This is a genomic window from Variovorax sp. Varisp36 (assembly GCF_047304235.1).
Taxonomy (GTDB): domain Bacteria; phylum Pseudomonadota; class Gammaproteobacteria; order Burkholderiales; family Burkholderiaceae_C; genus Variovorax.
In genome coordinates, this window is sequence record NZ_JBGLYU010000009.1 from 57,341 (window position 1) to 83,668 (window position 26,328).

Below are 26,328 nucleotides of genomic sequence, written 5' to 3' on the forward strand. Positions count from 1 at the left end.
GCGCCTACAATCGATACATGCCTAGCTCCACACTCCTGGTCGCCCGCCGCATCCTGCTGGCGCTGGCTTTCGCAGCCCCCTTTGCCGCCGTGCAGGCGCAGCAGCCCGCGTCTGCCCCCGCGGCGGCTCCGGCCAATTCGCTACAAAATCAGGAGCAGGCCAAAGCCGAGGGCCGACGCAACCAGAAGGTCGAGAACATCCACACCGAGGACAGCGGCGCATCGGTCGACGAAGTCCGCTACGGCGGCCGCACGCAAAGCATCAACGTCAAGCCCAAGTCGAACGTGCCGGGCTACGAAGTGCTGCCCGCCGACGCCGCCACGGGGCGCCAGGGCTCGTCCGAAACGGGCGCCAACGGCCCCCGCGTCTGGAACGTGATGAAGTTCTGACCGTGCTGCGCTCTTCCCTTTCCGTTTTCGAACCAGCAACCCGGCGCTGAGTACCGCCATGGCAGTTTTCACCGAAGTCGGTTTCGGCGAGGCAGACGCGCTCGTCCAACGCCTGGGCCTGGGCCCGCTGCGCGAACTGCGCGGCATCGAAGGCGGCATCGAGAACACCAACTACTTCGCGACCACCGAGTCCGGCGAGTTCGTGCTGACGCTGTTCGAGCGCCTGAGCGCCGGGCAGCTCCCTTACTACCTTTGCCTGATGCAGCATCTGGCGGCCGCCGGCCTGCCGGTGCCTGCGCCTGTGGCGGCGGCGGAGCCTGTCGCCGCCGAGAAGCCCAGGAAAAGCCAGCCTCCCGTACCCGCCGAAGCCTCTTGCGACCTGCTGCACATCGTGGCCGGCAAGCCCGCGGCGGTGGTGCAGAAACTCTCGGGCCGCAGCGAACTGGCGCCCAGTGCGGCGCATTGCGCCGAACTGGGTGCGATGCTGGCACGCATGCACCTCGCGGGGCGCGACTACCCCCGCATCCAGCCGAACCTGCGCGGCCTGCCCTGGTGGAACGAGACGGTGCCGGTGGTGCTGCCGTACATCGAAGAGCCGCAGGCTGCCCTGCTGCGCGCCGAACTGGCCTACCAGAACCACGTCGCCGAATCGTCGGCCTATGCGGCCCTGCCGCGCGGTCCGGTGCATGCCGACATGTTCCGCGACAACGTGATGTTCGCGACCGATGGCGACGCCGGTGCCGCACCGCGCCTGACCGGCGTGTTCGACTTCTACTTCGCCGGCACCGACACCTGGCTGTTCGACCTGGCCGTATGCCTGAACGACTGGGCCATCGACCTGCCGACCGGCCGGCACGATGCCGGACGCGCCGATGCGCTGCTCTCGGCTTACGAAACCGTGCGAACGCTGAACGCCGCCGAACGCGCCCTGCTGCCCGCAATGCTGCGCGCCGCCGCGCTGCGCTTCTGGATTTCCCGGCTCTGGGACTTCCATCTGCCGCGCGAGGCGAGCATGCTCAAGCCCCATGACCCCGCGCACTTCGAACGCGTGCTGCGCGATCGCGCCACCTACCCGCATGCCATGGCACAGGCCTTCGAGCCGCTGCTGGCTGCCTGATCCACACACATGAAACTCAACCTCGTGCCGGCGCGAACCGGCGTCGAATGGGTCCGCCTCGGGCTCCGGAATTTCTGGCGGCAGCCGCTGGCCTTCGTCTCGCTGTTCCTTCTGTTCATGGCGGTGATTTCCAGCGTGTCGCAACTGCCGCTGGTCGGCAGGTTCCTTCCGCTCATGCTGCTGCCGTTTTCCACGCTCGCCTTCATGGTCGCAGCGTCGGTGGCCGATTCCGCGTCCGGCAACGGCAACGCCACGGGCGACGTGAAAAAACCGACCGGCGCGCTCATGTTTCTGGCAGTGGCGCGTGCCATGCGGACGGAATGGCGTTCGCTGGTGGTGCTCGGCCTGATTTCCGCGGTGTATTTCTTCCTGACGGTGCTCGCGACGGCCGTTGTCGATGGCGGCCAGTTCGTGCGCAGCTACTTCCTCGGCGAAGCTCCTGCGAAGGAAGTGCTGGAAAGCAGCCGCTTCCAGGTGGCCAACATGCTTCAGCTGTGCCTCACGCTGCCGCTGGTCGCGGCGATGTGGCATGCCCCCGCGCTCGTTCACTGGCACAAGGTGGAGCCGGTGAAGAGCATCTTCTTCAGCCTGGTGGCGATGTTCCGGAATTTCAGCGCCTACGCGCTGTTCTGGCTCGTGTGGTGCGGCGTGGTCCTGATCAGCCTTGCCTGCGTGGCGCTGATCGCTACCGTCGTGATCGGGGTGGGCTCGCTGGGCTCGGATGCCGGCGCGATGGCCGTCGGCAACGTGTTGATGGTCGGCACGCTGCTGGCGCTCGCCGCCATGGCGCAGGCGTCGAACTGGTTCACCTTCCGCGACACCTTCAAGCCCGACTGAGCGCCGCAAGCGGCTGCTGCCCCCTTGACGGCCGGCTCAGATCGGCGTGAGCTTGGCCACCGACAGCGCCAGCCACTTCACGCCATGCCGCGCGAACTTGACCTGCGCACGCGCATCGTCGCCCGTGCCTTCGAGCGCGGTCACCGTGCCTTCGCCGAACTTGTTGTGGAACACCTGCATACCTGAACGCAGGCCGTGCGACGGCGCGGTCTTCTGCGGCGGCACGGGCGGGCTGGCAAAAGTTTCCTTGTCGCGGCTGTTGCTGCCGCCGCCATAACCACCGCCGTAGCCGCCACCACCGCCGCGCGTGCTCGCGTAGCCGCCGCCATAGCCGAAGGCCGACGGCGTGAAGCCCTGGTTCTTGGGCGTGAGCCACTTGAGCGCGCCCTCGGGCAACTCGTCGAAGAAGCGGCTCTTGACGTTGTAGCGGGTCTGGCCGTGCAGCATGCGCGTCTGCGAATGGCTCAGGTAAAGGCGCTTGCGGGCACGCGTGATCGCCACGTACATCAGGCGGCGCTCTTCCTCGAGGCTCTCGAAGTCGCTCATCGAGTTCTCGTGCGGGAACAGGCCCTCTTCCATACCGGTGATGAACACGCAGTCGAACTCCAGGCCCTTGGCGGCATGCACGGTCATGAGCTGCACCGCGTCCTGCCCGGCCTGCGCCTGGTTGTCGCCCGATTCGAGGGCGGCGTGCGTAAGGAAGGCGGCCAGCGGGCTCAGGGTCTCGCCGGTTTCGGCGTCGGGCGCGAGCGGCTCGTCGATCACCGGGCGGGTCAGGTCGATGCCCTGGCTCGCGGGCGACTGGCGCAGCTCGTCGACCGGCAGCGCCACGGCGTCGCGGCCGAAGCCTTCCTGCGTGACGAAGCTCTCTGCCGCGTTCACGAGTTCCTCCAGATTCTCGATGCGGTCGGCGCCTTCCCGGTCGGCCTTGTAGTGCTCGACGAGGCCGCTGTGGTCGAGCACCAGCTCGATGATCTCGCGCAGGCTCACACCCTGGGTCTGCTCGCGCAGCACGTCGATCTTGGCGACGAAGCCCGTGAGGTTCGCGCCGGCCTTGCCGCCGACCACGCTCACTGCATCGTGCAGCGAACGGCCGGCCGCGCGCGCCGCATCCTGCAGGGTTTCGAGCGTGCGCGCGCCGATGCCGCGCGGCGGGAAGTTGACCACGCGCAGGAAGCTGGTGTCGTCGTCCTTGTTCTCGAGCAGGCGCAGGTAGGCCAGCGCATGCTTGATTTCGGCGCGCTCGAAGAAGCGCAGGCCGCCGTACACGCGGTAAGGCACCGATGCATTGAAGAGCGCCGTTTCGATCACCCGGCTCTGCGCATTGCTGCGGTAGAGCACGGCCATCTCTTTCCGATCGAAGCCATCGCGCACGAGCTGGCGCATTTCCTCGACCATCCACTGGGCCTCGGCGAGGTCGGTGGGCGATTCGTACACGCGCACCGGCTCGCCGGGGCCTTGGTCGGTGCGCAGGTTCTTGCCGAGGCGCTTCTTGTTGTGGCTGATGAGCTCGTTGGCCGAGTCGAGGATGTTGCTGTAGCTGCGGTAGTTCTGCTCCAGCTTGATCTGATGCGTGACGTTGAACTCGCGCACGAAGTCGGTCATGTTGCCCACGCGCGCACCGCGAAAGGCGTAGATGCTCTGGTCGTCGTCGCCCACGGCGATCACGCTGTTGCGGCCCGGCTCGAACTGGCCCGCGGCGGTGTTGCCCGCGAGCATCTTGATCCACGCGTACTGCAGGCGGTTGGTGTCCTGGAACTCGTCGATCAGGATGTGCCGGAAGCGCCGCTGGTAGTGCTCGCGCACCGGGTCGTTGTCGCGCAGCAGCTCGTAGCTGCGCAACATGAGCTCGCCGAAGTCGACCACGCCTTCGCGCTGGCATTGCTCTTCATAGAGGCGATAGAGCTCGACCTTCTTGCGGTCGTCGTCGCTGCGGACTTCGACGGCGTCGGGGCGCAGGCCGTCTTCCTTGGCGCCGGCGATGAACCATTGCGTCTGCTTGGCCGGGAAGCGCTCGTCGTCGACATTGAACTGCTTCATCAGGCGCTTGATGGCCGAGAGCTGGTCCTGCGTGTCGAGGATCTGGAAAGTCGACGGCAGGTTGGCCAGCTTCCAGTGCGCGCGCAGCAGGCGGTTGCACAGGCCGTGGAAAGTGCCGATCCACATGCCGCGCACATTGACGGGCAGCATCGCCGTCAGGCGCGTCATCATTTCCTTGGCGGCCTTGTTGGTGAAGGTCACGGCAAGGATGCCGCCGGGGGAGACCTGCCCCGTCTGCAGCAGCCAGGCGATGCGGGTGGTGAGCACGCGCGTCTTGCCGGAGCCGGCGCCGGCCAGGATCAGCGCGTTGCCCTCGGGCAGCGTGACCGCGGCGAGTTGCTCCGCATTCAGGTTCTGGAGCAGCGGCAGCGCTGGAGGGTGGGCGTCAGCCGCAGGATCGTGAAACAACATCCTGCGATTGTAGAAACCACTGCGTATGCGGGTTATATGAAGAATCGGAAGACCTGCCTTTGCGAGGCCGCGTAAAATCAATCACCGGGCCCAAGATTCTTGCGCCCGGTTTTTTTGTGGGCGTCTTCTTGCAAGAACGTACCGCGAAAGCCGGCCGGACCAAGCGCTCATTCGTTCCTTTCAACGATTCCTTTCAGGAGCCTGGTCATGCAGATTTTCGATTACGACAACATCCTTTTGCTCCCACGCAAGTGCCGCGTGGAGAGCCGCTCCGAGTGCGACACCAGCGTGACGCTGGGCGAGCGCAGCTTCCGCCTGCCGGTGGTGCCCGCCAACATGAAAACGGTGGTCGACGAATCGATCTGCCTGTGGCTGGCACAGAACGGCTACTTCTACGTGATGCACCGCTTCGACCTCGACAACGTGAAGTTCGTCAAGGAGATGCAAGGCAAGGGCGTGTTCGCGTCCATCTCGCTCGGCGTGAAGAAGCCCGACTACGACACCGTCGACCAGATGGTGGCGCAAGGCCTCGTGCCCGAGTACGTCACGATCGACATCGCGCACGGCCACGCCGACAGCGTGAAGAACATGATCGGCTACCTCAAGCAAAAGCTGCCGAAGGCCTTCGTGATTGCCGGCAACGTCGGCACGCCCGAAGCGGTGATCGACCTCGAGAACTGGGGCGCGGACGCGACCAAGGTCGGCATCGGCCCGGGCAAGGTCTGCATCACCAAGCTCAAGACCGGCTTCGGCACGGGCGGCTGGCAGCTGTCGGCGCTCAAGTGGTGCGCGCGCGTCGCGACCAAGCCGATCATTGCGGACGGCGGCATCCGCGACCACGGCGACATTGCCAAGAGCGTGCGCTTCGGCGCGTCGATGGTCATGATTGGTTCGTTGTTCGCGGGGCACGAGGAGTCGCCCGGCAAGACGGTCGAGGTCGATGGCGCGCTGTTCAAGGAGTACTACGGCTCCGCCAGCGACTTCAACAAGGGCGAGTACAAGCACGTCGAGGGCAAGCGCATCCTCGAACCCATCAAGGGCAAGCTGGCCGACACGCTGGTCGAGATGGAGCAGGACGTGCAGAGCTCGATCAGCTACGCGGGCGGGCGCGCGCTGATGGACATCCGCAAGGTCAACTACGTCACCCTGGGCGGAGACAACGCGGGCGAACATCTGTTGATGTAAGCCCGGGCACTGCCGGTCAGGCCTCGAGCAACTGCACCGCCTGCCGGTGCAGCGCGTGGGCCGGATCGGCGAGCGCATCGACCACGCCGAAGTGGTCGAGCCCTGGAAGCACCTCGCACACCGGCACGGTGTTGCGCCCCCACGCCTCGCGGATCATCACGTTGTGGCGGATGAACTCCTCGCTCTCCTCGCCGCCTGCAACTGCGTAGAGCTGCCCACGTTTCGGTGCTGGCCACAGGGCGGGGCTGGCGCGCAGGGCGTCCGCGTCGCTCAGCTTCAGTGTGTTTTCAAGGAACGGCGTGCGCTGCAGCGGGCGAAGGTCGTAGAGGCCAGAGATCGACAGCGCATTGCGCACGAGCTGCGCAGGCAGGTCGGAGGCGACCGCTTTCCAGTCGCAGGCCAGCAGCGCCGCCGCCATGTGCCCACCAGCCGAATGGCCAGCGACGGTGATCCGCGAGGGATTGCCGCCATGGGCCGCGACGTGGCGCCATGTCCACTCGAGCGCACGCACCATCTGCAGCAGGATGCCGGGCACCGTGACGGGCCGCCGCGGCGTGCCGGGACACAGCGCGTAGTTGGGCTGGACCACGCAGATGCCGCGGTCATTGAACGCGGGCGCGATGAAGGAATGGTCTTTCTTGTCCATGGCGCGCCAGTAGCCGCCGTGGATGAAAACCAGCACGGGAGCGTCGGGCACGGGTGCCGGAAAGATGTCGAGCGTTTCGTTCACGCCCTGGCCATATGGCACGTCGATCCGCGCGGGCAAGGCCTCGCGCACCGCGGCGGATTCACGTGCCCAGCGCTCGAAGTAGGCAGGGTGGTCCTTGACCCGTGCGAGGTTGTTGTACATGCCCTCCAGCCAGGCGGGATCGAACGGGGCCATGCGCTTTTTCTCCGTGTTTTGCGAGGCGCGCATCTTGGCACGCCAGCGTGCGCCGAGACGGAGTTTTGGTTAAAATTCGGCTTGTGTTGGGGGGGTAGCTCAGCTGGGAGAGCGCCGCGTTCGCAATGCGGAGGTCGGGAGTTCGATCCTCCTCCTCTCCACCAACCGACACAGAAAAGGCCTTGGCATCTGCCAGGGCCCTTTCTTTTTCCGGCTCAGGTATCCAGCGTCAGATGCTGTCCATGCAGCGCCGCAGCCGCCGGCGATGCGAGGAAGCCAATGGTCTGCGCCGCGACCGAGGTAGACACCCAGTCGGCCGGGTTCGCATCGGGCATCGCCTGCCGGTTGGCTGGCGTGTCGAGCACGCTGGGAGCCACGCTGTTGATGTTGACGCCGTGCGGCGAAGCCTCGGCTGCCATGGCTTCCACCAGGCGCTGCAGCGCACTCTTCGAAGCGATGTACGCGGCCATGGCCGGCACGCCGCGTGCTGCGACCTTCGCCGTCACGGCGATGACGCTGCCGGCGCGGCGCGCGATCATCGAGGGCAGCACCGCCTGCGTCACGGCGACGAACGACCATGCGTTGAGATTCAACATCCGGTCCCAGCTCGCGCGCGTGAGCGTATGCGTCGCCTCGCCCATTTCGAATCCGCCCGCGATGTGGACCAGTGCGTCGATGCGGCCGAAGGACTTGAGCGCCTGCTCCGCAAGGGCGGCCATCTCGGAGGTGGAAGTCACGTCGCCCGCCAGCAAGAGATGCTGCGAGTTGTCCAGGCCCGGAAAGACTTCAGCAAGACGGCCCGCATGGTGGTCGACCAGCGCCAGGCGCGCGCCCTGGTCGATGAAATGCTGAGCGACGGCGCGGCCCAGTGCGCCAGCGGCGCCGGTGATCAAGACATGGGGCGTGGTGTTCGCATCGTTCATCGAAATTCTCCTGGTTGAAGGGCCCTACCCTCTCGGGCGTGGTGAATCCTAACGCTGCGGCCACAAATTTTTTGGCCATGCAGAAATTCTGGGATATACTCGTGGTCTTGCCAGAAAACACCAAACGTTTTCAACGCAAGGGCTCTTAGCTCAGTTGGTAGAGCAGCGGACTCTTAATCCGTAGGTCGAGTGTTCGAGTCACTCAGGGCCCACCACCAACACTGGAAACTGCGCGGCTTCCGCGCTATTTCTTAAGGAGCACTGTTCCGCAAACGCCGAACGTGTTCCGCAAAACAGAAAAACCTCCCGTCGAAAGACTGGGAGGTTTTTTCTTTTTCAGCCAGAGTATTCGGTGAAGCCGATGAGCGCTTGGCGCCGAAGCACCGCAGCTGGGTAGGATGACCAAGTCCGCGCCATTCACCTGAAGTCCATGGCAGCAACCGACAAGGGACTCCATCAAGCCTCGGCGGGAGGCTATACCTTGATCTGCGCAACATCAACACGCGTAAAGAACGCAACCAGATGAGCTGCGAGCGCACTCGCTCCTTCTTCGCTTGCTGAAGCCTGGATGCCGGCCCGCGCACATGCCGCTCCAAGTCCTACATCCGGGCTCGCTTTGGCAGAGCAGAACTTTGACGCTCGGCGCTGACTCGCGCATCGCGACGGTCAAGCTCGGCAAGGAGAATCGAAATGAACCTCACAAGACGTCTTCTGACTACCGGCCTCGCCCTTTCCGGCGTATTCGGCTTCATCGATGCGAGCTTCGCCAAGGGAAAGCATCACCACCACAATGGCGCGAAATTGGTGGGCGACAAGCTCAAGAGTAACGGCCAGCATGTCATCGACAAGAGCGGGCCGCACACGGTCTCCGTGGACATCAAAGACACAAAAATCGCTGCGTTCCACGTCAAGCATGCAAACAAGGGCGACCTGCCGGTCAAGAAATACAAGACGAACAAGAAGATGGCCCGGGCGGACGGAATGCAATACGCCACCTTCATCCACGTTCAAGACACATACCTGGGAACGACATACATCGGGTACAGCTATGTCGACGACTATGGCGACGAGCAGATCTACTGGTATCCCTACGACATGATCCTGGACGGGGACACCGGTGCGGTCGAGTACGTGGCTGTCTGAACCCGACGCTCAGGCTGGTCATTCTGCGTGGTCGCTGCGGTTCGCGCTGCGCCTAGCCCATATCTCCGGCCAGCGGCCCGCCGACGTGCTCGGCATGAGCAAGGACCACATCCGCGGCGAGTACCCGCGGGTGCGCCAGGGCAAGACAGAGACGAAGCTGCGGATCGTGGTCGAAAATGCACTGGAAGAGCTGCTCGAAGAAATCCGCGTGTTCGAGGCGGCTCGGCCAAAGCAGTCGGCCCCGCTGGTGGTGAACGAGCGCGGGGATCGACATCACCACGTTCCAGTTTCGCGACCTGCGCGCGAAAGCGGCAACGGACACCGACGAGTCAGCCGTCGAGTGTTCGAGCCACTCAGGGCCCACCACCAACACCGAAAATAGCGCGTTCTTCGCGCTATTTTTTTGTCAAAGCCTCCTCACGGTCCACGCGAGGAGGCTTTTTCTTTGGCTCGCCGGCCCCAGGAGGTAGCGCCCTGCCGCGCGATCCAAGCGGCGACGCAGCGTTCAAGCAGATCGGGCCGTCACCCACCTCGGCCATCAGGTACTGGCCACCCGATTGATGCACTGCCGGAGCTGCGTTGCAGAAGCACTGCAAACCCAACCCTCAAGTGCACACGTCAAACCTTCGAGGATGATTTTCTTTCTCATGCGGGAATATTTCACGATTTGCACGCCACTTACAAGCTGCTCTGGGTCCCACCTGCAAAAGGTTCCCATCCGGCATGGCATCTTGTACTGGCTGTCACGCAGCACAACAACAATGACACAGGGAAATCAACTTCGAAGCCATAAAGCTCGTTCAACCCGCTCAGGCGGGTATTTTTTTGTCCAGCCGCAACCAAGGTCGACAACGATGTTCAGAGGCCACAGGATGCGGCCCCGCCCCGGGCCGCGCCTTCACGCGTGAGCTATATTTCCTCCCATGGAAAAGGCGTCCGACATAGGCAAACCCACCGTCCCCATCGACCTGATCGGGCCGGACCACTGGCCCCGCTCGAAACGCGGTTCGGGTCGCGCCACCAAGGTGATCCTCGCCATCGCGAGTGGCCTGGCGGCCGCCGGCCTGATCGCCTACCGCCTCTTCGGACGCTGAACACCGGCGCCTCACACTTACAAAAGCCCGCCGCCTGGGAGACAGGCTGCGGGCTTTTTTCATGGGCAAAGACCAGGGTCACGGCCCTGCCCTCACTGAAGCCGCGAGCCCTTGGGCAGCCGCTTCGCCAGCCACTCGTGCACATCCACACGGATGTTGCGTCCTTCGAGCAGGAAGTTCTCGTAGCGGCTCGGCACATAGGGCAGATAGACCAGTGGCATGCCCGCCTCCTCCGGCGTGCGCGCTGCCTTGCGGTTGTTGCAGACCCCACAAGCGCTCACGAGGTTGGTCCAGGTCCACGGACCTCCGCGGGATTCGGGCAGCACGTGTTCGCACTGCAGTTCGCGCTCGTGGAACACCTCGCCGCAGTAGGCGCAGGTGTGGCGGTCGCGGCGCAGCAGTTTGCTCTTGGTGACGCTCGGAATCACGTCGAAGAGGTTGATCTTCGACGCACCGCGCAGGGCAACGATCGGCGCCACGTCGATGCGCGACTGCACGCCGCGCACCACGTTGAAGCCACCGCGCAGCGTGGCGAGCGGCAGGCCGCCGTCTTCCCATGCGACCGAGCCGGTCGCGTAATGCAACACCGCCTGCTCCAGCGAAATCCAGGCTTGCGGCGTGCCCTGAATATCGAGCTGCAGGACGTGAGGATGCATGTCTCGCCTCCTTTTTCGGCGATGGTGATGAGGTCGAATGAAACGAAGCGGGGTGCACGAACGGGATCGAACCGTCGTCAGCGGGACCACAACCCGCAGCTCTGCCATTGAGCTACGCGCACCATGAAAAACAAGGAACAGGCGGCCGGCCTACCATTCGCCGACTGCGCGAACGCGCTGGTCGGGATCGAGTCCCTCCGGCAGCGGCTCGCGCCCCGCGGAGTCCGCCGCGCATTCGCCTGTGCGACGCGCGTCGACGGCAATGCCGAAACTGCGGGCCAAGGCCATCACCATGCGGCTGCGTGGCTGTGCCGGACGCACGGTGATCATCCGGATCGGGGTGTTGCGCTTGCGCATGGTGGCTCCTTGGTTGGCGTGACAGCTCGAACAAAAAAATGGCCCCACGTGCACGGCTCGAACGTGCAACCCCTTGCTTCGTAGGCAAGTGCTCTGATCCATTGAGCTAACGCGGGTCGAAAACAAAAAAGTGTCCGGTTACGGGTTCCGGCGCCGCCCAATCTTTGCGGTCGGTTTCCGCGGGAGGGCCATCTGCATGGCCCGGTCCCGCTCGGGTTCGGTGGTTCGAAAAAAACGGTGTCCCGCTTTCCATTTCGGTTGTGTCCTCACGCGACGGACAGCGCGCTGGGCGCTGTCCCGTACGACGTCGCTGCACAGGAGTGATCGGTTCCTGCACATCCCGCCAGACCGTCTACGCGGTGGGCTCTGGCGGTGTGGTGAAGGCACACCCGAAATGGCAAACAAGCACGACAGACAAAACAAAAAGGCCCGGAACCTTGCGGTTTCCGGGCCTCTGCATGAGAGAGCTTGGAAGGTGTGCGCCTACGCGCAACCTCCACCCGGTAGCACCTGATCCTCGACTTTTCCGACGCGCAGGCTGGCTGCGGCTTTCGTGGAATACACGTGGTTCTGGTGCTGGTTCGGTCGGACCGACAGCATGCTGTCCAAACCACCGCACGACCAGACGCGCACGAGCGATCGGCCCGAGGCGGGTCGAATGCTGGTGAGGTTCAAGGCGATGTTCACGATGGTTCCTGAGTCAAAAAATTGCCGCTGTCGGCTGTAAGGGGTTGGACAAAAGGGACGGCCTGGGCCGCGAATGAAGGCAACTGTAAATAGTGTTTACGACGGCGTCAACAACCGGGACAATCTTTTCTTGTCTTGTTGTTGTTTTTGAACAGTGCCCAATATCACCGTCGCGCGCCGCCGCAATGCCCTTGCGTTGCACCGCCGCTTTCTCGAAGAGGCCATCGCCGCGGGCCTGCCAGCCAAGGGGCTGGACCAGGCGTTTGCGAAGAAGCTCGAAATTTCTCCGAGCATGTGGAGCCAGATCAAGAGCTCGCGGCCCATCGGCGACAACCTGGCCCGGCAGATCGAACGGCATTGCAGCGTCGAGCCCGGCTGGCTCGACGAAGAAGACCGCCTCAGCGAAGTACCCGATGCAGCGGAAGAGCGCTTCATTGCGGCCGCGCGCAACGCATGGCGCGCCGCCAATGCCAAGGGAAAGAAGGAGCTCGGCGGCTGGCTGAAGAAGCGCGCGCAGGACGCGGCGGGCAGCGAGCCCGCCCCCTAGGACGCTCAGCCCAGCTCGGGCGCGTTGCGCAGGATGGCTGCGCGCATGTCGTCCGGAATGGCGACGGCGCGATGGGTTTCGAGCGACGTGGTCACGAGCACCTGCTGCATCTGCATGCGCAGTTCGCCGGTCGCCGGCTCGAAGCAACGCACAAGCAGCGTCATCGAGCGCGACCCCAGCCGCTGCACGGTAAGGCCGAGCGTGACCTGGTCGCCCATGCGGCTCACCGCACGGAAGTCGGCTTCGAGCTTCACGGTGGGCAGGCCGATGCGCCGCACGGCCACCAGCCCGTGGTAGCTGAGCCCCAGGCCCTCGTTGACCCAGTCTTCGACGAGCCCGTTGAGCATCACGAAGTACTGAGGGTAGAAAACGATGCCCGCCGGGTCGCAGTCCGAGAAGCGGATCAGCCGCGCGCGGCGGAACTCGCTGCCCTGGGCCGGGAGATCGACAGGGGTGGCCGCGCTCATGCTCAGCCCTCCTCGGCCGGCGGCTCGCCGCGCATCACGTGCACACGCAGCAGGCCCAGTTGGGTGTGCATCTGCTTGACGGTCTTCATGTCGAGCCCCGAGAACATCTCGAGGATCCATTGTTCGTGCTCGCTCGCCATCGTCTCGAAGGTGCGGCGCCCTGTCGGCGTGAGGCTCACGATCCACGCGCGGCGGTCGTCGGGGCTGGGCGCGCGGGCCACCATGCCTTCGCGCTCGAGTTCGTCCGTCAGGCCTGTGACGTTGCCGCCGGTCACCATGAGGTAGCGCGAGAGCACGCGCATCTTGAGCCCGTCCTTGTAGCGATGGAGCTGCGCCATGTAGTCGAAGCGCGCGAGCGAGATGCCGAAGCGCTCGCGCAGCCGGCGCCGGATCTCGGCCTCGATCTGCGTGGTGCTGGCCAGCATGCGCAGCCAGAGCTTGAGCATCGCGTGGTCCTCGTGGCCCGCGCGGGCTTCGTGGCCCAGTTCCTCCGCATCGCTCAGCACGGCGTGCGAGGCATCGTTGTCGCGCGTCATGTCACCTCTCCCCCTGAAACCGAGATCGATTGGCCGGTGACCGACGCAGCGCCCGTGCCGCACAACCAGCGCACCGCATCGGCGACTTCGGCCGGCTGCACGATGCGCCGCTGCGGATTGACGCTGGAGAATTCGGCCAGCGCGTCGGCCTCGCTGCGCCCGGTCTTGCCGACCACGTTGGCGACGCTGTTGCGCAGGATGTCGGTGTCGGTGTAGCCCGGGCATACGGCATTCACCGTGATGCCCTTGCGCGCCACTTCGAGTGCCAGCGAACGCGTGAGCCCGACCACGCCATGCTTGGCCGCGGTGTAGGCCGACACGTAGGCGTAGCCCTTCTGCCCCGCCGTGCTGGCGATGTTGACGATGCGGCCCCAGCCCGCATCGAGCATGTCGGGCAGCGCAGCCTGCGCGCACAGGAAGCTGCCGGTGAGGTTCACCGACAGCATGCGCTGCCAGAGCTCGAACGAGGTCTTGAGGAAAGGCGCGCTCTCGGCGGCACCCGCGTTGTTGACGAGCACGGCGACAGGGCCGCGCGCCGCTCGGGCCTCTGCGAAGGCCGCCTGCACCGCCTGCGGATTCGCCACATCGGCTGCAGCCACGCCATGCCCGCTGCCCGCGAGCGAATCGGCCACACGCTTCAGCGCTTCGCGGTCACGCCCCAGCAGCGTCAGAACGGCGCCTTCGGCGGCCAGGGTGCGCGCGATCTCCGCGCCGATGCCGCGCGCCGCGCCCGTGACGAGTGCATGGCGGCCGGTCAGTGAATTTGATTGCATACCTGAATGTTTTAGTTCTGAATCATTTTAGCGAAATGTACCGGCGAAGCTGTCAGCGCATGAAACAGCCGGAAAGAAGGAGCGCGTTGCGTCTGCCGGGAGCCTCAGGCGCGCCGGCCGTCCCAGGTCTGAGGACTCACGCCGCGCTCGCGCAGCTTGAACTTCTGCACCTTGCCGTTCTCGGTGCGCGGCAGGTCGGCCAGCACGTCGATGTAGCGCGGCACGGCGAAGTAAGGCAGCCGGCTTCCACAGAAGCGCACGAGTTCGGCCGGGTCGATCGGCACGCCGTCGCGCGCCACCAGCGCGGCCATCACCTCGTCCTCGGCCAGTTCGGATTGCACCGGGTACACCGCGCACGAAGCCACGCCCGGATGGCTCAGCAGCACCTGCTCGACCTCGAACGACGAAATGTTCTCGCCGCGCCGGCGGATCGCGTCCTTGATTCGGTCGACGAAGCGGAAGGCGCCATCGGCGTCCTGCACCACGCGGTCGCCGGTGTGGAACCAGAGATTGCGCCAGGCCTCGACCGTCTTCTCCGGCATGTTGAAATAGCCGCTCGCGAAGGCATGGGGCTCGTCCGCGCGCAGCAGCAGTTCGCCGGCCTCGCCGGGCGGCAGCACCGCATCGCCTTCGTCGGCCACGCGCGCCTGGAAGCCTGGGCGCAGCCAGCCCATGACACCGCCGCGCGGCGAATCCGGGGCGGTCGCGATGGCGAAATTGGTTTCGGTCGAGCCGTAGCCTTCGAGCAGTTGCACGCCGGTGCGCGCCTTGAATGCGGCACCTGCGGCGGACGGCACGCCGGGCCCGAGGCCGATGCGCACCCGGTGATCGCGTTCGCCAGGCCCTTCGGGCTGCGCGAGCAGGATCGGCACCATTGCGCCCAGCAGGTAGACCACCGTCGCCCCGCTCGCGCGCATCGCCGGCCAGAAGCCCGAGGCCGAGAAGCGCGGCGCGAACACCACCTCTGCGCCCGTCAATGCGGCCTGCGCGAAGGTGTTGAGCGCATTGATGTGAAAGAGCGGCAGCGTGGTGCACAGCACGTCGTCGACGCCGACTCCGAGCACCTCCGCGCTGTTCACGCCCCACCAGAAATACTGCGCATGCGGGCAGACGACGCCCTTGGCTGGCCCCGTCGTACCGGAGGTGTACAGAATCGCGAGCGGGTCGCCGGGCTGCACCGCTGCGGGCGCCAGCGCCTCACCGCCCTCGGGGTAAGGCGTTACGCGCACGCCCTGGGGCGCCTGCCAGCCGGAGTACTCCGCCTCGCCCACCACCCAGACCTCGCGCAACGCGGTGCGCGCCAGATCCGCCGTCGCGAGCCGCTCAAGAAAACCCGCCTCGATCACCAGCAGCTTCGCCTCGCTGTTCGCCAGGAAGTACTCGATCTGCGGCCCCATCGACGCGGTGTTGACCGGCACCATCGATGCCCCCAGCCAACCCGCGCCGAGGAAGCTTTCGAGAAACTCGATGCGGTTGCCGCACATCACGGCGACGCGGTCGCCGCGCACCACGCCGGTCGCGGCCAACGCACCGGCGCGAACGGCTGCAGCCTGCGCAGCGTCGCGATGCGTCCACTCGTCGCCACCGATCCGAAGCAACGGACGCGAGCCGAACAGCCCGGCCTGCCGCTGCAGCATCGCCGGCAACGTGCGCTGCACGGGCGGCACAACCCGCGGGTCACTCGTCATCGTGCGTGCCTCCACCGAGATAGGTCGCCTGCACGCGCGGATCGCTCGCCAGCTCGGCCGAGGCACCCGACAGCGCGATCTCGCCGGTCTCCAGCACATAGCCTTCGTCCGAGCTTTCTAGCGCCGCACGCGCGTTCTGCTCGACCAGCAGGATCGAGACGCCGTCTTCGCGCAGCTTGCGCACGATGGTGAGGATGTCGCGCACGATCAGCGGCGCGAGGCCGAGGCTCGGCTCGTCGAGCATCAGCAGGCGCGGCGCCGACATCAGCGCGCGCCCCACCGCCAGCATCTGACGCTCGCCGCCCGAGAGCGTGTCTGCGCGCTGCGAACGCCGTTCGGCCAACCGCGGAAAGCGGTCGTACACCGACTGCAGCCGCTTCTTCATCGCATCGCCGCGCAGCCGCTTGGCATAGGCGCCGAGCTGCAGGTTGTCGAGCACGGTGAGTTCGCCGAACAGCTCGCGCTTCTCGGGCACGAGGCACAGGCCGCGCTCCACGCGCGCTTCCACGTCGAGCCCCCGCAGGTCTTCGCCCTCGAAGCGCAGCGTGCCCTTGCAAGGCAGCAGACCCATCGCGGCCGCCAGCAGCGTGGTCTTGCCCGCGCCGTTGGGACCGATTACCGAAATGATCTGACCCGGCTGCAGGTCGAGCGACACGCCGCGCACCGCTTCCACCTGCCCGTAGGACACGTGCAGGTCGCCAATCTCCAGCATCGCGGTCATTTCGCTACCCCCAGGCTTGTCACTTCGTGTACTTCTCCTACCCCCTGAAGGGGGCCCGCGCCTTCGGGCGGCCGTGCGGCGCTCATACAACACTCCCCAGATAAGCCGCCTGCACCCGCTCGTCCGCGCGCACCGCGGACGGCACGCCCTCCACGAGCTTGGAGCCGAAATTCATCACCACCAGCCGGTCCACCAGTTTCATCACGAAGTCCATGTCGTGTTCGACGATCAGGATGGTCACGCCCTCCTCGCGCAACTTGCGCAGCAGGTCGCCGAGCGCCATCTTTTCCTTGCGGCGCAGGCCGGCGGCGGGCTCGTCGAGCACCAGCAGCACCGGGTCGGCGGCCAGTGCGCGCGCGATTTCCAGGATGCGCTGCGTGCCCAGCGGCAGGCTGCCCGCCAGCTCGTGCGCGCGGTCGCCCAGGCCGATGCGGTCGAGCTGCCGCTGCGCCTCCTGCAGGATCTGGCTTTCTTCCAGGCGGTCGAGCCGCAGCCCCGCCTTCAGGATGCCCGAGCGCGTGCGCGAATGTGCGCCCAGCGCCACGTTGTCGAGCAGGCTCATGTGCGGGCGCAGCTTCACGTGCTGGAAAGTGCGCGCCAGCCCCAGCCGCGCCACCTCGCGCTGCGGTTTGCCTGCGATGTCGTGCGCCAGGAAGCGCACCTGGCCCGCGCTCATCGGCAGCGTGCAGGTCAGCAGGTTGAACATGGTCGACTTGCCCGCGCCGTTGGGCCCGATCAGCCCGACGATCTCGCCGGCCTTCACGTCGAAGCTCACGTCGTTGACGGCCACCAGCCCGCCGAAGCGCTTGACCGCACCGTTCACCGACAGCACCTGCGAGCCGCGCTCGGGCAGCGTGCGGTGAGGCAAGGGATCGACCGGCGGGGCCTCGTGGCGCGAAGGCTCCTGCGAGCCGCTGCGCCGGTGCGTCCAGCGGCGCAGCAGGCCCATCACGCCGCCGCGCGCGAAGTGCAGCAGCAGGATGAAGAGCGCGGCGAATGCCACCGCCTCGAGCTGGCCGGCGCGCTGCGTGAGCATCGGCAGCACGTCCTGCAGGCCGTTCTTCAGCACCAGTACCAGCGCGGCGCCCACCAGTGCGCCCGCCAGCTGGCCGAGCCCGCCGGCCACGGCCATCAGCAGGTACTCGATGCTCGCGCGCACGTCGAAGGGCGATGGGCTCACGAAGCGGTTCATGTGCGCGTAGAGCCAGCCCGCCAGCCCCGCGAACAGCGCGGCCGTGACGAACAGCGACAGCCGCACGCGGTAGGCATCCGCCCCCACGCTCGCCAGCAGCGTGGCACCGCCGCGAAGCCCGCGAATCGCGCGCCCCGGCCGCGACTGCAGCAGGTTGTGGCTGAACAGGCAGGCCAGCCCGACCACCACCCAGATCAGGTAGTACATCGAACGCGGATCGGCCAGCGACCAGCCCGCGACCTGCAGCGGTGGAATGTTCGACAGGCCCGTGTGCCGCCCAAGCGCATCGACATTGCCGAACAGCATTGCGATCGACAGTCCCCAGGCGATGGTGCTGAGCGGCAGGAAGTGCCCGCCCAGGCGCAGCGTGAGCATGCCGATGGCCAGCGCCGAGAGGCCGGTGAGCAGCAGCGCGAACAGCAGCCCGATCCACGGCGACATGCCCTGCGTGGTCGTGAGCCATGCCGTGGCGTAGGCTGCGATGCCCACGAAAGCCGCCTGCCCAAACGAGGTCGCGCCGCCCACGCCGGTGAGCAGCACGAGGCCCAGCGCCACCAGCGCGCCGATGCCGATGTCGTTGAGCAGCGAGACCGTGAAGCTCCCCGCCACCACCGGCACCAGGGCCAGCACGACCACCACCGCGGCGATCCACGTCATGCGTTTGCGGTTGGCGCTCATTGGTCCACCTCGTCTTCTTCCTCTTCGGCATGCGTGGCCATGAAGGAGCGCAGCATGAGCACGGGGATCAGCAGGCTGAACACGATCACGTCCTTCAGCGCACCGCTCCAGAACGAGGCGAAGCTTTCCACCACGCCGACTGCGAGTGCGCCCACCGCAGTCATCGGGTAGCTCACGAGCCCGCCGATGATCGCGGCCACGAAGGCCTTCAGGCCGATGATGAAACCCGAGTCGTAGTACATGGTCGTCACCGGCGCAATCAGCACGCCGATCAGCCCCGCCAGCAGCGAGGCGCATCCGTAGGCCAGCAGTGCGGTGCGCACCGGCCGGATACCGACAAGCCGCGCGCCCACGCGGTTGACCGCCGTGGCGCGCAGCGCCTTGCCGGCCACCGTGCGCTCGAACACCAGGAAGAACAGCCCGCTCAGCACGATGGCCGCGCCCACCATCAGCACCACCTGGCCGCTGACCGTGAAGCCGTCGCCCAACGTGAACACGGCGCTGGTGAGCGGCGTGGTGCGCGAGCCTTCAGGTCCGAAGAACAGCAGGCCCAGGCCAGACAGCAGGAAGTGCAGCGCCAGCGACACGATCAGCAGCACCAGCACCGATGCATCCGCGATCGGCTGGAACACCACTCGCGCCAGCAGCGGCGCGATAGGCACCACCAGCAGCACCGCCACCGCGATGTGCACCGCCACCGGCACGCCCGGCCGCGCCGCCAGCCATGCGAGCACGCAGGGAATGGCGGGCAGCACGCCCCACATCAGCACCGCCTTGGGAATGCGTGCAGCCTCGCCGCGCCGCAACAGGCTGCCGATTTCCGTTGCCAGCGCCAGGGCAGCGAGCACGGCGACCATGCCTATGGTCGGCGGGACGCGGCCGGTCTCGAAGGCCGCGAGCGACAGCGCCGCAAAGGCCGCGATGTCGCCGAAGGGCACGAACACCACGCGCGTGACGGAAAAGATCAACACCAGCCCCAGGCCGGCCAGCAGGTAGACGGCACCGTTGGCCAGGCCGTCGGTGAGGAGAATGAGCGCCACGTCCCAGGTCATCGCGCGGCCCTCCGGAAAATCAAGGGCGAGCGGTTCAAGGTGCGAGCTTCCATTGGCCGTTGTCGAGCTTGACGATCACGCGGGCGCGTTCGTCCACGCCGTAGAGGCTGCCGGGCTTGAAGGTGTAGACGCCGTGCGTGCCCACCACTTCCTTCGTGCTGAAGATGGCGTCGCGCAGCGCCACGCGGAACTCGGGCGTGCCCGGCTCGGCCTTCTTCATGGCGCGCGATGCGGCGTCCGCAAACACCAGCCAGCCGTCGAATGAATAGGCCGAGTAGGCGTCGCCGGTTGGCGCGTTGTTCGCCTTCTGGAACACGGCGCGAAACTCGGTCGCGATCTTCTTGGTCGGGTAGTTGTCGGGCAATTGCTCGGCCACGATCACCGGGCCGGTGGGCATCAGCGCGTTCTGGCCGGCCGCGCCGACCACCCGCACGAAGTCGGGGTTGATCAAGCCGTGCTGGCCGTACACGCCACCCTTGAAGCCGCGCTCCTGCAATGCGAGGAACGGCAGTGCGCCCGGCGTTCCGGCGCCGCCGGTCATCACCGCATCGGGCCGCAGCGCCACGATCTTCAGCACCTGCCCCGTCACCGACGCGTCGGCGCGCGCATAGCGCTCGTTGCTCACCACCTTGATGCCGGCCTCGGGCGCGGCCTTCGTCAGTGCGTTGTAGACCAGGTCGCCCCAGGCATCGGAGAAGCCGATGTAGCCCACCGTCTTCACGTTGTTGCGCTTCATGCGCTCGACGACCGCATCGATCATCAATTGCGTGGGCTGGGCCACGGTCATGACCCAGGGGTTGTCGTTCGGGTCGAGCAAGATGGGCGTGAGGCCGATCATCGGCGTCTTCGCTTCCTTGCCAACCTGCGCCATCGCGATGGCGGCGGGCACGCCCGAGGTGCCCATGAGCACGTCGACCTTGTCCTCCTCGATCAGCTTGCGCGCGTTGCGCCCGGCCGTGGTCGGGTCGGAGCCGTCGTCCAGCACGATGAGCTGGACCTTGCGGCCGTTCACCTCCGGCTTGTACGCCAGCGCGGCCTGCATGCCCTTGGCATAGGGCACGCCCAGCGAGGAATTCGGCCCTGAGAGCGACACGCTGAGACCGACCTTGAGGTCGGCCGCCAGCGCGCTCCCAACACCACAGGCAATCAGCGCCGCGGCGAGTGCACCGCGCGTCAAGGTCTGCATCAGGCTCTTCATGTCGTAGCTCCGGTGAGGATGGTTGGAATGGACAGGTAACTCAGATGAACAACTGGATGGCCGGCAACGCACGCGTGGCGTTGAGCAGGTCGATGCGCTTCTCGCGGATGCGCCAGCCGGCCGGCGTGCGAACGAGGTGATGGCGCGCGGTGCCGCTCAGCAGGATCTGGGATTCGCCTCGCGCTTCGACGTACAGGAATGGCGTGCGCAGGCGCGCTTCATCGGCGTTCTCGTGCTCGATGCGCGAGGGCTGCAGCACGTGCTGGCTGTGGCTGGCTGGATGCTGCGAATGCGCGCGCGGGCTCTTGAGGCGCTCCACGCGCAACTGCAGCAGCAGCCGGTCTTCATAGGCCAGCGAGTTGTGCGAGAACGGATCGGCCTGCGCAGCGCCGAGCAGCGGCACCCAGTAGTGGCCGTCGTCGGCAAAGAGCGCCAGCCAGTCGTCGAAGCGCCGCTCGTCGAGCAGGGCCGCTTCGTGGGCGGCGAAATCGCGCGGAACGGTCATGGCGCGGCCTCCACCGACATCGACTTCGCCCAGGCGCGGAATTGATTGCGCATGAGCAGCTCGTTGGTGCCGTTGGTGGTGATGGTCGACTGCGCGAGCTCGGCCGCATCGAAGTTGCGGTGCAGGCTCACCCATTCGTTGCCGCCCGCGCGCAGGCCCTGCTGGATGCTCTCGAACAGGTGCACGTCATCGTGCGCCACCACCGACATCGGTGAGAAAACAAGCCGGTTGTAGCTCATGGCGCGCTCGAACAGCAGCGCGGGTGCGCCGGCCGCGCGGAAGCTCCACGCCTCGATCAGCGTGCGGCCGGCGGCCAGCGGACGGATCACGCGGATGGCCTGCGGCGAGCCCTTGACCGACAGGCTCGGATAAAGAACGGAGTTCTGCGGCGATCTCTGCAGAATTTCGGTGGCGCGCCCAATGCCGTGCGCCGCCTGCATCGCGGCCTCGTACTCCGGCAGCTGCGCATAGTTGGAGTGGATGCTGAAGTTCACGCCCAGCACGCTGTGGCCATTGGCGAACACGCGCCCGCCCATCTTGTCGAAGAACTCGTAGCCCGAGCCGAAGGGCAGGATCTGCTCCATCGCCATCGGCTTGGGGTCCGTGGGCGCGTGGCCTTCCCACAGCGCCTCGGCCGCCTTGGTGGCCGACTCGTGCGTGGACATCGGGTGCACCGTGTCGTTGATGTTCTCGAGGTACATCTTCCAGTTGCAGTGGACGATGTTGCGCAGCACGCCACCGCCCACGGTGAGATTGCCCTCAGGCGAGCGGTCGACCATGTTGTCGATGGCACCCAGCACCTCGCCGAAGTAGTCATCGAACGATGGCCCCGTGTCGGAGAGGCGCACGAACACGAAGTCGCGGTACACCTTCACGTGCCTCACCACCGACAGCCCCTGCCCCGACTCGCACGCCTTGAGCTGCGTGCCCTCGTAGCCGTTCTTCAACGGTACGCCGAGCGGCGCGCCGTCGAGCTTGTAGGTCCACGCGTGATACGGGCAGCGGAAGAAGCGGCCGGTGTTGCCGCTCTCGTCCGTCACCAGTTGCGTGCCCTTGTGGGCGCAGCGGTTGTAGAGCACGTGCACCGCGCCGTCGGGCTGCCGCACCATCAGCAGCGGCCGGCCCGCGATGTCCTGCGCCACGAAGTCGCCGGGCTCGGGCACCTGGCTCGCATGGCCGAGGAAGACCCAGCTGTTCGCGAACAGGCGCTCCTGCTCGAGCGCGAAGATCTCCTCGCTCAGGTACAGGTCGCGGTGCACGCGGTCGTGCTGCACGAGGGCGGCGACGCGTTCGGGATAGTGGCGATAGCTGGTCATCGACGTGGGCCCGGGTCTTTTTTCAGGGAACCAGCTTCCACTGCCCCCTGTTCATCTGCACGATCACCACGCCGCGCCGGTCGGAGCCATAGCTATCGCCGGGCTTGAAGGTGTAGATGCCGTGCGTACCCACCAGCTCCTTGGTGCTCACGATGGCGTCGCGCAGGGCGGTGTGGTATTGCGGTGTGCCGGGCTCGCCCTTGGCGCGCGAGGCGGCATCCGCCAGCAGCAGGTAGGCGTCGTAGGTGTAGGAAGAAAAGGCGTCGGTCGGCACCGCGCCGTTCACTTTCTGGTAGGCGTTGCGAAAGCCCATCGACACCTTCTTGATGGGGTTGCTGTCGGGCAACTGGTCGGCCACCAGCACCGGGCCGCTGGGCACCTGCAGGCCTTCGACGGAGGCGCCGCCCACGCGCACGAAGTCGGCGTTGATGAGGCCGTGCGTGCCATAGATCTTTCCCTTGTAACCGCGCTCGGCCAGTGCGATGTAAGGCAACGCACCGGGCGTGCCGGAATTGCCCGCGAACACGGCGTCGGGTCGAGCCGCGACGATCTTCAGCACCTGCCCGGCCACCGAGGAATCGCTGCGCGCATAACGCTCGTTGGCCACCACCTTGATGCCGGCAGCATCGGCGCTCTTCACGAGCGAGTCGTAGGCCAGGTCGCCCAGTGCGTCGGAGAAGCCGATGAAGGCGACCGTCTTCACGCCGGACTTCTGCATGCGGTCGACCACGCCCGCGACCATGAGCGGGAATGGCTGCGACACCGTCACCGTCCACGCGCCCTCGGGGCCGGCGATGGTGACCGGCGTGGGCGAGATCAACGGTGTGTTCAGTTCCTTGGCCACCGCTGCGATGGCCATCGCACCTGGCACGCCGGAGGTTCCTATGAGCACGTCGACCTTGTCTTCGGTCACCAGCTTGCGTGCGTTGCGGCCGGCGGTGGTGGGGTCTGACGCGTCGTCGAGCACGATCAGCTGGACCTTGCGGCCGGCGATCTCGGGATGCTCGGCAATGGCAGCGCGGATGCCCTTCTCGTACGGAATGCCGAGCGCAGCCACCGGACCCGAGAGCGAGCTGATGAAGCCGATCTTCAGGTCAGCCGCCATGGCCTGCGAAGCTGCCAGAGCAAGCACTGTGGCGCCAAGGATGTGGGCTAGCTTGTTCTTCATCTCAGGGCACCAGCTTCCATTGACCCTTTTCGAGCTTCACGACGACGCGCGAGCGATCATCCGAGCCATAGCGATCAGTGGGCTTGAAGTTGTAGACCGAATGCGTGCCCACCAGCTCCTTGGTGCTCACGATGGCATCACGCAGCGCCAGCCGGAATTGCGGCGTGCCGGGCTCAGCCTTGCTGGCCAGCGCACGCTGCGCAGCATCGAGATAGATCAGCCACGCATCGAAGCTGTAGGCCGAGAAGGTATCAGTGGGCGCCGCGCCGTTGGCCTTCTGGTAGGCAGCGCGAAAGTCCATCGCGATCTTCTTCATCGGGTTGTTGTCGGGCAGCTGCTCGGCCACCACCACCGGGCCCGTGGGCGCCAGCAGGCCTTCGACCGACGAACCGCCGACGCGGATGAAGTCGGGGTTGATCAGCGAGTGCATGCCGTAGATCCTTCCCTTGTAGCCACGCTCGGTCAGCGCGAGGTACGGCAACGCACCGGGCGTGCCCGAGGCACCGGTAATCACCGCGTCGGGGCGCAGCGCCACGATCTTCAGCACCTGGCCGGCCACCGACGAATCGCTGCGCGCATAACGCTCGTTCGACACGACCTTGATGCCGGCCGTGGGCGCCGATTTCATGAGCGCGTCGTAGACCAGGTCGCCCCAGGCGTCGGAGTAGCCGATGTAGGCCACCGTCTTCACGCCGGCCTGCTTCATCTTCTCGACCATCGCACCCATCATCAACGGTGCGGGCTGCGGCAGCGTCACCATCCAGGCGCCGTCCTCGCCGGTCAGGTCGGCATTGGCGATGGAGATCAGCGGTGTCTTCGTCTCGCGCGCCACGCCGGCAATGGCCAGCGAGCCGGGTGCGCCGGCCGTCCCGATGATGACGTCGACCTTGTCTTCCTCGATCAGCTTGCGCGCATTGCGCGCGGCCGTGGACGGGTCGGACGCATCGTCGAGCTGGATCACCTGCACCTTGCGACCGCCGACTTCGGACTTGTAGGCCAGCGCGGCTTTCATGCCCTTGTCGTAGGGAATGCCGAGCGAAGACACCGGTCCCGACATCGAGGTGATGAAGCCGACCTTGAGATCGGCGGCCCATGCGCCCGCGGCGCTCAGCGCGCCGAGGCCCGCGGCAATGGCCGCGAGTGTGCGAATTCGGTTCAGGACTTTCATGGCGATGCTCCAGGGATGGTTTGGGATGAACGTGGAAAAGCGAAAGAAGAATTCAGAGGGCCAGGCTGCCGACGCTGGTACCGCCGCACACGTACAGCACCTGGCCGGTGACGAAGCTGCTGTCGGCATCGGCGAAGAAACGCACGGCGCGTGCCACATCGGCCGATTCGCCGAGGCGCCTGACCGGTACCGAGGCGGCGAGCGCGCGTTCCTTCTCGCTGCCGGCCTCGACCACGTCGTAGAACATGTCGGTGCGGATCGGACCCGGTGCCACCACGTTCACCGTGATGCCGTCCGCAGCAAGTTCCAGCGCCCAGGTGCGCGCCATGCCCAGCATGCCGGCCTTGGTGGCCGAATAGCTGGTGCGCGTGGCCAGGCCCAGCGCAGCGCGCGACGACAGCAGCACCACGCGGCCGAAGCGCTGTGCGCGCATCGCGGGCAATGCGCCCTGCACCAACTGGATCGCGCAGCCCAGGTGCAGGTCGACCAGCGCATCGAGGTCGTCGAGCTTCACGTCGGGCAGCAGCGCGGCGCGTATGACGCCGGCGTTGTGGACGATGGTGGTCGGCGCAAAGCGTTCGACCAGTTCGCGCACCGCTTCGCCCGTGGCGGCGCGGTCGCTCAGGTCGACCTCGAGGCTGTGCAGCTTCGGATGGCCGATCTCGGCCTTGCGGCGCGCGAGCGAGACCACCTCGTAGCCCTGCGCGAGCAGGTCTTCGCAGATAGCCTTGCCGATGCCGGCGCTGCCGCCAGTGACCGCCGCGACCTTGGGTGCCGCGCCGCTCATGCCGATGCCCCCACCAGCGCCAGCACCCGCAGCGGACTGCCGCTGCCCTTCTCGATCTTCAGCGGCGGGCAGATCAGCACCGCGCCCGACGGCGGCAGCAGGTCGAGGTTGCTCAGGCACTGCAGCCCGTAGCGCCCCGCGCCGTGCATGTAGTAGTGGCACGGGTACGGCGGGCGCAGGTGATAGCCCTGCCCGGCATCGGTGCCGATGGCCTCGGAGCCGAAACCCAGCACGTCGCGCTGCTCGACCAGGAAGCGCACGGCCTCGGTGCTCGGGCCGGGCGTGTGCTGTCCGGTTTCGTCGAAGTTCTGGTAGGCCTCGGGGTCGGTGCGCTTGGACCAGTCGGTGCGCATCAGCACCCACGCGCCCTTGGGAATGCGGCCATGCGCCGCCTCGTAGGCCTCGATGTCTTCCAGGGTCAGCAGATAGTCGGGGTCGTCCTTCACCTGCGGCGAACAATCGATCACGCAGGCCGGCGCCACGAAGTGCTGCACGGGAATGGTGTCGACCGAGTTGTTCGGCAGGTCGCGGCCCGAGATCCAGTGGATGGGCGCGTCGAAGTGCGTTCCGGTGTGCTCGCCGCAGGAAAAATTGTTCCAGTACCAGCCCGGGCCGCGCTCGTCGTACTTCGACACTTCCTCGATGCGGAAGGGCCAGCACTGCCCCATCTCGGGCGGCAGCGCGATCTGCGGGAACTCGGGCGTCAGCGTCTGCGTGAGGTCGATCACGCGGATGCGGCCGCTGGCCATCGCGGTCACGAGGCCGCCGAGGATTTCTGCGGTGGACATCAGTTCGGTTGTCGTGCTCATT

28 protein-coding genes and 4 tRNA genes are annotated in these 26,328 nt (G+C 66.3%); 10 read left to right on the forward strand and 22 right to left on the reverse strand.

Translation table 11 applies throughout. From position 1 onward, the window contains the following. Positions 1 to 17 precede the first annotated feature (17 nt). Genes ACCD11_RS08035 through ACCD11_RS08045 form a run of 3 tightly spaced genes read left to right on the forward strand, consistent with a single transcriptional unit; the run spans position 18 to position 2,343 of the window. Positions 18 to 389 (forward strand): hypothetical protein, encoded by a 372-nt coding sequence (locus tag ACCD11_RS08035; RefSeq protein ID WP_413313410.1) that lies wholly within the window; start codon positions 18 to 20, stop codon positions 387 to 389. A 58-nt stretch (positions 390 to 447) separates the two neighbouring features. Continuing rightward, on the forward strand, positions 448 to 1,506 hold the full coding sequence (locus ACCD11_RS08040; protein WP_413313412.1) for a homoserine kinase: 1,059 nt from the start codon (positions 448 to 450) through the stop codon (positions 1,504 to 1,506). 9 nt (positions 1,507 to 1,515) lie between these two features. Next, on the forward strand, positions 1,516 to 2,343 hold the full coding sequence (locus tag ACCD11_RS08045) for a BPSS1780 family membrane protein (protein ID WP_007831200.1): 828 nt from the start codon (positions 1,516 to 1,518) through the stop codon (positions 2,341 to 2,343). 36 nt (positions 2,344 to 2,379) lie between these two features. Here ACCD11_RS08045 and ACCD11_RS08050 read toward each other — a convergent pair whose 3' ends face one another. Next, on the reverse strand, positions 2,380 to 4,794 hold the full coding sequence (locus ACCD11_RS08050; RefSeq protein ID WP_413313414.1) for a UvrD-helicase domain-containing protein: 2,415 nt from the start codon (positions 4,792 to 4,794) through the stop codon (positions 2,380 to 2,382). A 207-nt stretch (positions 4,795 to 5,001) separates the two neighbouring features. On the opposite strand from ACCD11_RS08050, the gene ACCD11_RS08055 reads away from it, so the two are divergent. Next, positions 5,002 to 5,979 (forward strand): GMP reductase, encoded by a 978-nt coding sequence (locus ACCD11_RS08055; protein WP_007831202.1) that lies wholly within the window; start codon positions 5,002 to 5,004, stop codon positions 5,977 to 5,979. Positions 5,980 to 5,995: 16 nt separating this feature from the next. On the opposite strand, the gene ACCD11_RS08060 is transcribed toward ACCD11_RS08055, so the two are convergent. Then, positions 5,996 to 6,862, reverse strand: a complete 867-nt coding sequence (locus ACCD11_RS08060) for an alpha/beta hydrolase (protein ID WP_413313416.1) — start codon at positions 6,860 to 6,862, stop codon at positions 5,996 to 5,998. An 88-nt stretch (positions 6,863 to 6,950) separates the two neighbouring features. On the opposite strand from ACCD11_RS08060, the gene ACCD11_RS08065 reads away from it, so the two are divergent. Then, positions 6,951 to 7,026 (forward strand) — tRNA-Ala (locus ACCD11_RS08065). A 51-nt stretch (positions 7,027 to 7,077) separates the two neighbouring features. On the opposite strand, the gene ACCD11_RS08070 is transcribed toward ACCD11_RS08065, so the two are convergent. Then, entirely contained in the window at positions 7,078 to 7,785 is a 708-nt protein-coding gene (locus tag ACCD11_RS08070) for an SDR family NAD(P)-dependent oxidoreductase (protein WP_413313418.1), read from the reverse strand. A gap of 139 nt (positions 7,786 to 7,924) precedes the next feature. On the opposite strand from ACCD11_RS08070, the gene ACCD11_RS08075 reads away from it, so the two are divergent. The 4 genes from ACCD11_RS08075 (at position 7,925) to ACCD11_RS08090 (ending at position 10,022) form a co-directional block, all read left to right on the forward strand. Continuing rightward, positions 7,925 to 8,000: transfer RNA gene (locus ACCD11_RS08075), tRNA-Lys, on the forward strand. A 475-nt stretch (positions 8,001 to 8,475) separates the two neighbouring features. Beyond that, positions 8,476 to 8,928: a hypothetical protein gene (locus ACCD11_RS08080; RefSeq protein WP_413313420.1), complete on the forward strand. Its 453-nt coding sequence runs from the start codon at positions 8,476 to 8,478 to the stop codon at positions 8,926 to 8,928. A gap of 94 nt (positions 8,929 to 9,022) precedes the next feature. Continuing rightward, on the forward strand, positions 9,023 to 9,310 hold the full coding sequence (locus ACCD11_RS08085; protein ID WP_413313422.1) for a hypothetical protein: 288 nt from the start codon (positions 9,023 to 9,025) through the stop codon (positions 9,308 to 9,310). Positions 9,311 to 9,851: 541 nt separating this feature from the next. Next, positions 9,852 to 10,022 (forward strand): hypothetical protein, encoded by a 171-nt coding sequence (locus ACCD11_RS08090; protein ID WP_007831210.1) that lies wholly within the window; start codon positions 9,852 to 9,854, stop codon positions 10,020 to 10,022. Positions 10,023 to 10,114: 92 nt separating this feature from the next. On the opposite strand, the gene ACCD11_RS08095 is transcribed toward ACCD11_RS08090, so the two are convergent. From ACCD11_RS08095 to ACCD11_RS08115, 5 genes are all read right to left on the reverse strand, one after another. Beyond that, positions 10,115 to 10,678: an HNH endonuclease gene (locus ACCD11_RS08095; RefSeq protein WP_413313424.1), complete on the reverse strand. Its 564-nt coding sequence runs from the start codon at positions 10,676 to 10,678 to the stop codon at positions 10,115 to 10,117. A gap of 51 nt (positions 10,679 to 10,729) precedes the next feature. Continuing rightward, positions 10,730 to 10,800 (reverse strand) — tRNA-His (locus ACCD11_RS08100). A gap of 28 nt (positions 10,801 to 10,828) precedes the next feature. Continuing rightward, positions 10,829 to 11,035: a hypothetical protein gene (locus ACCD11_RS08105; RefSeq protein WP_056510258.1), complete on the reverse strand. Its 207-nt coding sequence runs from the start codon at positions 11,033 to 11,035 to the stop codon at positions 10,829 to 10,831. A gap of 39 nt (positions 11,036 to 11,074) precedes the next feature. Beyond that, positions 11,075 to 11,151 (reverse strand) — tRNA-Arg (locus ACCD11_RS08110). Between the two features lie 367 nt (positions 11,152 to 11,518). Next, on the reverse strand, positions 11,519 to 11,722 hold the full coding sequence (locus ACCD11_RS08115) for a hypothetical protein (RefSeq protein ID WP_413313426.1): 204 nt from the start codon (positions 11,720 to 11,722) through the stop codon (positions 11,519 to 11,521). A 154-nt stretch (positions 11,723 to 11,876) separates the two neighbouring features. Between ACCD11_RS08115 and ACCD11_RS08120 the strand changes: the two genes are divergently transcribed. Then, the gene (locus ACCD11_RS08120; RefSeq protein WP_007831215.1) at positions 11,877 to 12,269 is read left to right on the forward strand and encodes a hypothetical protein; all 393 of its coding nucleotides are present in this window, start codon (positions 11,877 to 11,879) and stop codon (positions 12,267 to 12,269) included. 5 nt (positions 12,270 to 12,274) lie between these two features. Here ACCD11_RS08120 and ACCD11_RS08125 read toward each other — a convergent pair whose 3' ends face one another. From ACCD11_RS08125 to ACCD11_RS08190, 14 genes are all read right to left on the reverse strand, one after another. After that, the gene (locus tag ACCD11_RS08125) at positions 12,275 to 12,736 is read right to left on the reverse strand and encodes an acyl-CoA thioesterase (RefSeq protein WP_007831217.1); all 462 of its coding nucleotides are present in this window, start codon (positions 12,734 to 12,736) and stop codon (positions 12,275 to 12,277) included. 2 nt (positions 12,737 to 12,738) lie between these two features. Beyond that, the gene (locus ACCD11_RS08130) at positions 12,739 to 13,272 is read right to left on the reverse strand and encodes a MarR family winged helix-turn-helix transcriptional regulator (RefSeq protein ID WP_007831218.1); all 534 of its coding nucleotides are present in this window, start codon (positions 13,270 to 13,272) and stop codon (positions 12,739 to 12,741) included. Beyond that, complete coding sequence (locus ACCD11_RS08135; protein ID WP_007831219.1) at positions 13,269 to 14,045, reverse strand: SDR family NAD(P)-dependent oxidoreductase; 777 nt, start codon at positions 14,043 to 14,045, stop codon at positions 13,269 to 13,271. Before ACCD11_RS08135 ends, ACCD11_RS08130 begins: the two co-directional genes overlap by 4 nt. A gap of 104 nt (positions 14,046 to 14,149) precedes the next feature. Continuing rightward, entirely contained in the window at positions 14,150 to 15,733 is a 1,584-nt protein-coding gene (locus ACCD11_RS08140) for an ATP-dependent acyl-CoA ligase (protein WP_413313428.1), read from the reverse strand. Continuing rightward, on the reverse strand, positions 15,723 to 16,454 hold the full coding sequence (locus tag ACCD11_RS08145) for an ABC transporter ATP-binding protein (RefSeq protein WP_413313430.1): 732 nt from the start codon (positions 16,452 to 16,454) through the stop codon (positions 15,723 to 15,725). The genes ACCD11_RS08140 and ACCD11_RS08145 overlap by 11 nt, the downstream gene beginning before the upstream one ends. Positions 16,455 to 16,536: 82 nt before the next feature. After that, entirely contained in the window at positions 16,537 to 18,324 is a 1,788-nt protein-coding gene (locus tag ACCD11_RS08150; RefSeq protein WP_413313432.1) for an ABC transporter permease subunit, read from the reverse strand. Then, positions 18,321 to 19,376 carry a branched-chain amino acid ABC transporter permease gene (locus tag ACCD11_RS08155; protein ID WP_413313434.1) on the reverse strand — a complete coding sequence of 352 codons (1,056 nt, stop codon included), beginning with the start codon at positions 19,374 to 19,376 and terminating at the stop codon, positions 18,321 to 18,323. Before ACCD11_RS08155 ends, ACCD11_RS08150 begins: the two co-directional genes overlap by 4 nt. 34 nt (positions 19,377 to 19,410) lie before the next feature. Further along, the gene (locus ACCD11_RS08160; protein WP_413313436.1) at positions 19,411 to 20,574 is read right to left on the reverse strand and encodes an ABC transporter substrate-binding protein; all 1,164 of its coding nucleotides are present in this window, start codon (positions 20,572 to 20,574) and stop codon (positions 19,411 to 19,413) included. 40 nt (positions 20,575 to 20,614) lie between these two features. Beyond that, positions 20,615 to 21,079 (reverse strand): aromatic-ring-hydroxylating dioxygenase subunit beta, encoded by a 465-nt coding sequence (locus tag ACCD11_RS08165; protein ID WP_413313438.1) that lies wholly within the window; start codon positions 21,077 to 21,079, stop codon positions 20,615 to 20,617. Beyond that, complete coding sequence (locus ACCD11_RS08170; protein ID WP_413313440.1) at positions 21,076 to 22,395, reverse strand: aromatic ring-hydroxylating dioxygenase subunit alpha; 1,320 nt, start codon at positions 22,393 to 22,395, stop codon at positions 21,076 to 21,078. The genes ACCD11_RS08165 and ACCD11_RS08170 overlap by 4 nt, the downstream gene beginning before the upstream one ends. 22 nt (positions 22,396 to 22,417) lie before the next feature. Continuing rightward, positions 22,418 to 23,563, reverse strand: a complete 1,146-nt coding sequence (locus ACCD11_RS08175; protein ID WP_413313441.1) for an ABC transporter substrate-binding protein — start codon at positions 23,561 to 23,563, stop codon at positions 22,418 to 22,420. Between the two features lies 1 nt (position 23,564). Continuing rightward, complete coding sequence (locus tag ACCD11_RS08180; protein ID WP_413313443.1) at positions 23,565 to 24,731, reverse strand: ABC transporter substrate-binding protein; 1,167 nt, start codon at positions 24,729 to 24,731, stop codon at positions 23,565 to 23,567. A 52-nt stretch (positions 24,732 to 24,783) separates the two neighbouring features. Beyond that, positions 24,784 to 25,518 carry an SDR family oxidoreductase gene (locus ACCD11_RS08185; RefSeq protein ID WP_413313445.1) on the reverse strand — a complete coding sequence of 245 codons (735 nt, stop codon included), beginning with the start codon at positions 25,516 to 25,518 and terminating at the stop codon, positions 24,784 to 24,786. Next, on the reverse strand, positions 25,515 to 26,327 hold the full coding sequence (locus ACCD11_RS08190) for a cyclase family protein (protein WP_413313447.1): 813 nt from the start codon (positions 26,325 to 26,327) through the stop codon (positions 25,515 to 25,517). The genes ACCD11_RS08185 and ACCD11_RS08190 overlap by 4 nt, the downstream gene beginning before the upstream one ends. Position 26,328: the final 1 nt, after the last annotated feature.

Coding starts and splice junctions, on each gene's coding strand:
- ACCD11_RS08035 (WP_413313410.1), top strand. CDS start 18: ATGCCTAGCTCCACACTCCTGGTCGCCCGCCGCATCCTGCTGGCGCTG.
- ACCD11_RS08040 (WP_413313412.1), top strand. CDS start 448: ATGGCAGTTTTCACCGAAGTCGGTTTCGGCGAGGCAGACGCGCTCGTC.
- ACCD11_RS08045 (WP_007831200.1), top strand. CDS start 1,516: ATGAAACTCAACCTCGTGCCGGCGCGAACCGGCGTCGAATGGGTCCGC.
- ACCD11_RS08050 (WP_413313414.1), bottom strand. CDS start 4,794: ATGTTGTTTCACGATCCTGCGGCTGACGCCCACCCTCCAGCGCTGCCG.
- ACCD11_RS08055 (WP_007831202.1), top strand. CDS start 5,002: ATGCAGATTTTCGATTACGACAACATCCTTTTGCTCCCACGCAAGTGC.
- ACCD11_RS08060 (WP_413313416.1), bottom strand. CDS start 6,862: ATGGCCCCGTTCGATCCCGCCTGGCTGGAGGGCATGTACAACAACCTC.
- ACCD11_RS08070 (WP_413313418.1), bottom strand. CDS start 7,785: ATGAACGATGCGAACACCACGCCCCATGTCTTGATCACCGGCGCCGCT.
- ACCD11_RS08080 (WP_413313420.1), top strand. CDS start 8,476: ATGAACCTCACAAGACGTCTTCTGACTACCGGCCTCGCCCTTTCCGGC.
- ACCD11_RS08085 (WP_413313422.1), top strand. CDS start 9,023: ATGAGCAAGGACCACATCCGCGGCGAGTACCCGCGGGTGCGCCAGGGC.
- ACCD11_RS08090 (WP_007831210.1), top strand. CDS start 9,852: ATGGAAAAGGCGTCCGACATAGGCAAACCCACCGTCCCCATCGACCTG.
- ACCD11_RS08095 (WP_413313424.1), bottom strand. CDS start 10,678: ATGCATCCTCACGTCCTGCAGCTCGATATTCAGGGCACGCCGCAAGCC.
- ACCD11_RS08105 (WP_056510258.1), bottom strand. CDS start 11,035: ATGCGCAAGCGCAACACCCCGATCCGGATGATCACCGTGCGTCCGGCA.
- ACCD11_RS08125 (WP_007831217.1), bottom strand. CDS start 12,736: ATGAGCGCGGCCACCCCTGTCGATCTCCCGGCCCAGGGCAGCGAGTTC.
- ACCD11_RS08130 (WP_007831218.1), bottom strand. CDS start 13,272: ATGACGCGCGACAACGATGCCTCGCACGCCGTGCTGAGCGATGCGGAG.
- ACCD11_RS08135 (WP_007831219.1), bottom strand. CDS start 14,045: ATGCAATCAAATTCACTGACCGGCCGCCATGCACTCGTCACGGGCGCG.
- ACCD11_RS08140 (WP_413313428.1), bottom strand. CDS start 15,733: ATGACGAGTGACCCGCGGGTTGTGCCGCCCGTGCAGCGCACGTTGCCG.
- ACCD11_RS08145 (WP_413313430.1), bottom strand. CDS start 16,454: ATGACCGCGATGCTGGAGATTGGCGACCTGCACGTGTCCTACGGGCAG.
- ACCD11_RS08150 (WP_413313432.1), bottom strand. CDS start 18,324: ATGAGCGCCAACCGCAAACGCATGACGTGGATCGCCGCGGTGGTGGTC.
- ACCD11_RS08155 (WP_413313434.1), bottom strand. CDS start 19,376: ATGACCTGGGACGTGGCGCTCATTCTCCTCACCGACGGCCTGGCCAAC.
- ACCD11_RS08160 (WP_413313436.1), bottom strand. CDS start 20,574: ATGAAGAGCCTGATGCAGACCTTGACGCGCGGTGCACTCGCCGCGGCG.
- ACCD11_RS08165 (WP_413313438.1), bottom strand. CDS start 21,079: ATGACCGTTCCGCGCGATTTCGCCGCCCACGAAGCGGCCCTGCTCGAC.
- ACCD11_RS08170 (WP_413313440.1), bottom strand. CDS start 22,395: ATGACCAGCTATCGCCACTATCCCGAACGCGTCGCCGCCCTCGTGCAG.
- ACCD11_RS08175 (WP_413313441.1), bottom strand. CDS start 23,563: ATGAAGAACAAGCTAGCCCACATCCTTGGCGCCACAGTGCTTGCTCTG.
- ACCD11_RS08180 (WP_413313443.1), bottom strand. CDS start 24,731: ATGAAAGTCCTGAACCGAATTCGCACACTCGCGGCCATTGCCGCGGGC.
- ACCD11_RS08185 (WP_413313445.1), bottom strand. CDS start 25,518: ATGAGCGGCGCGGCACCCAAGGTCGCGGCGGTCACTGGCGGCAGCGCC.
- ACCD11_RS08190 (WP_413313447.1), bottom strand. CDS start 26,327: ATGAGCACGACAACCGAACTGATGTCCACCGCAGAAATCCTCGGCGGC.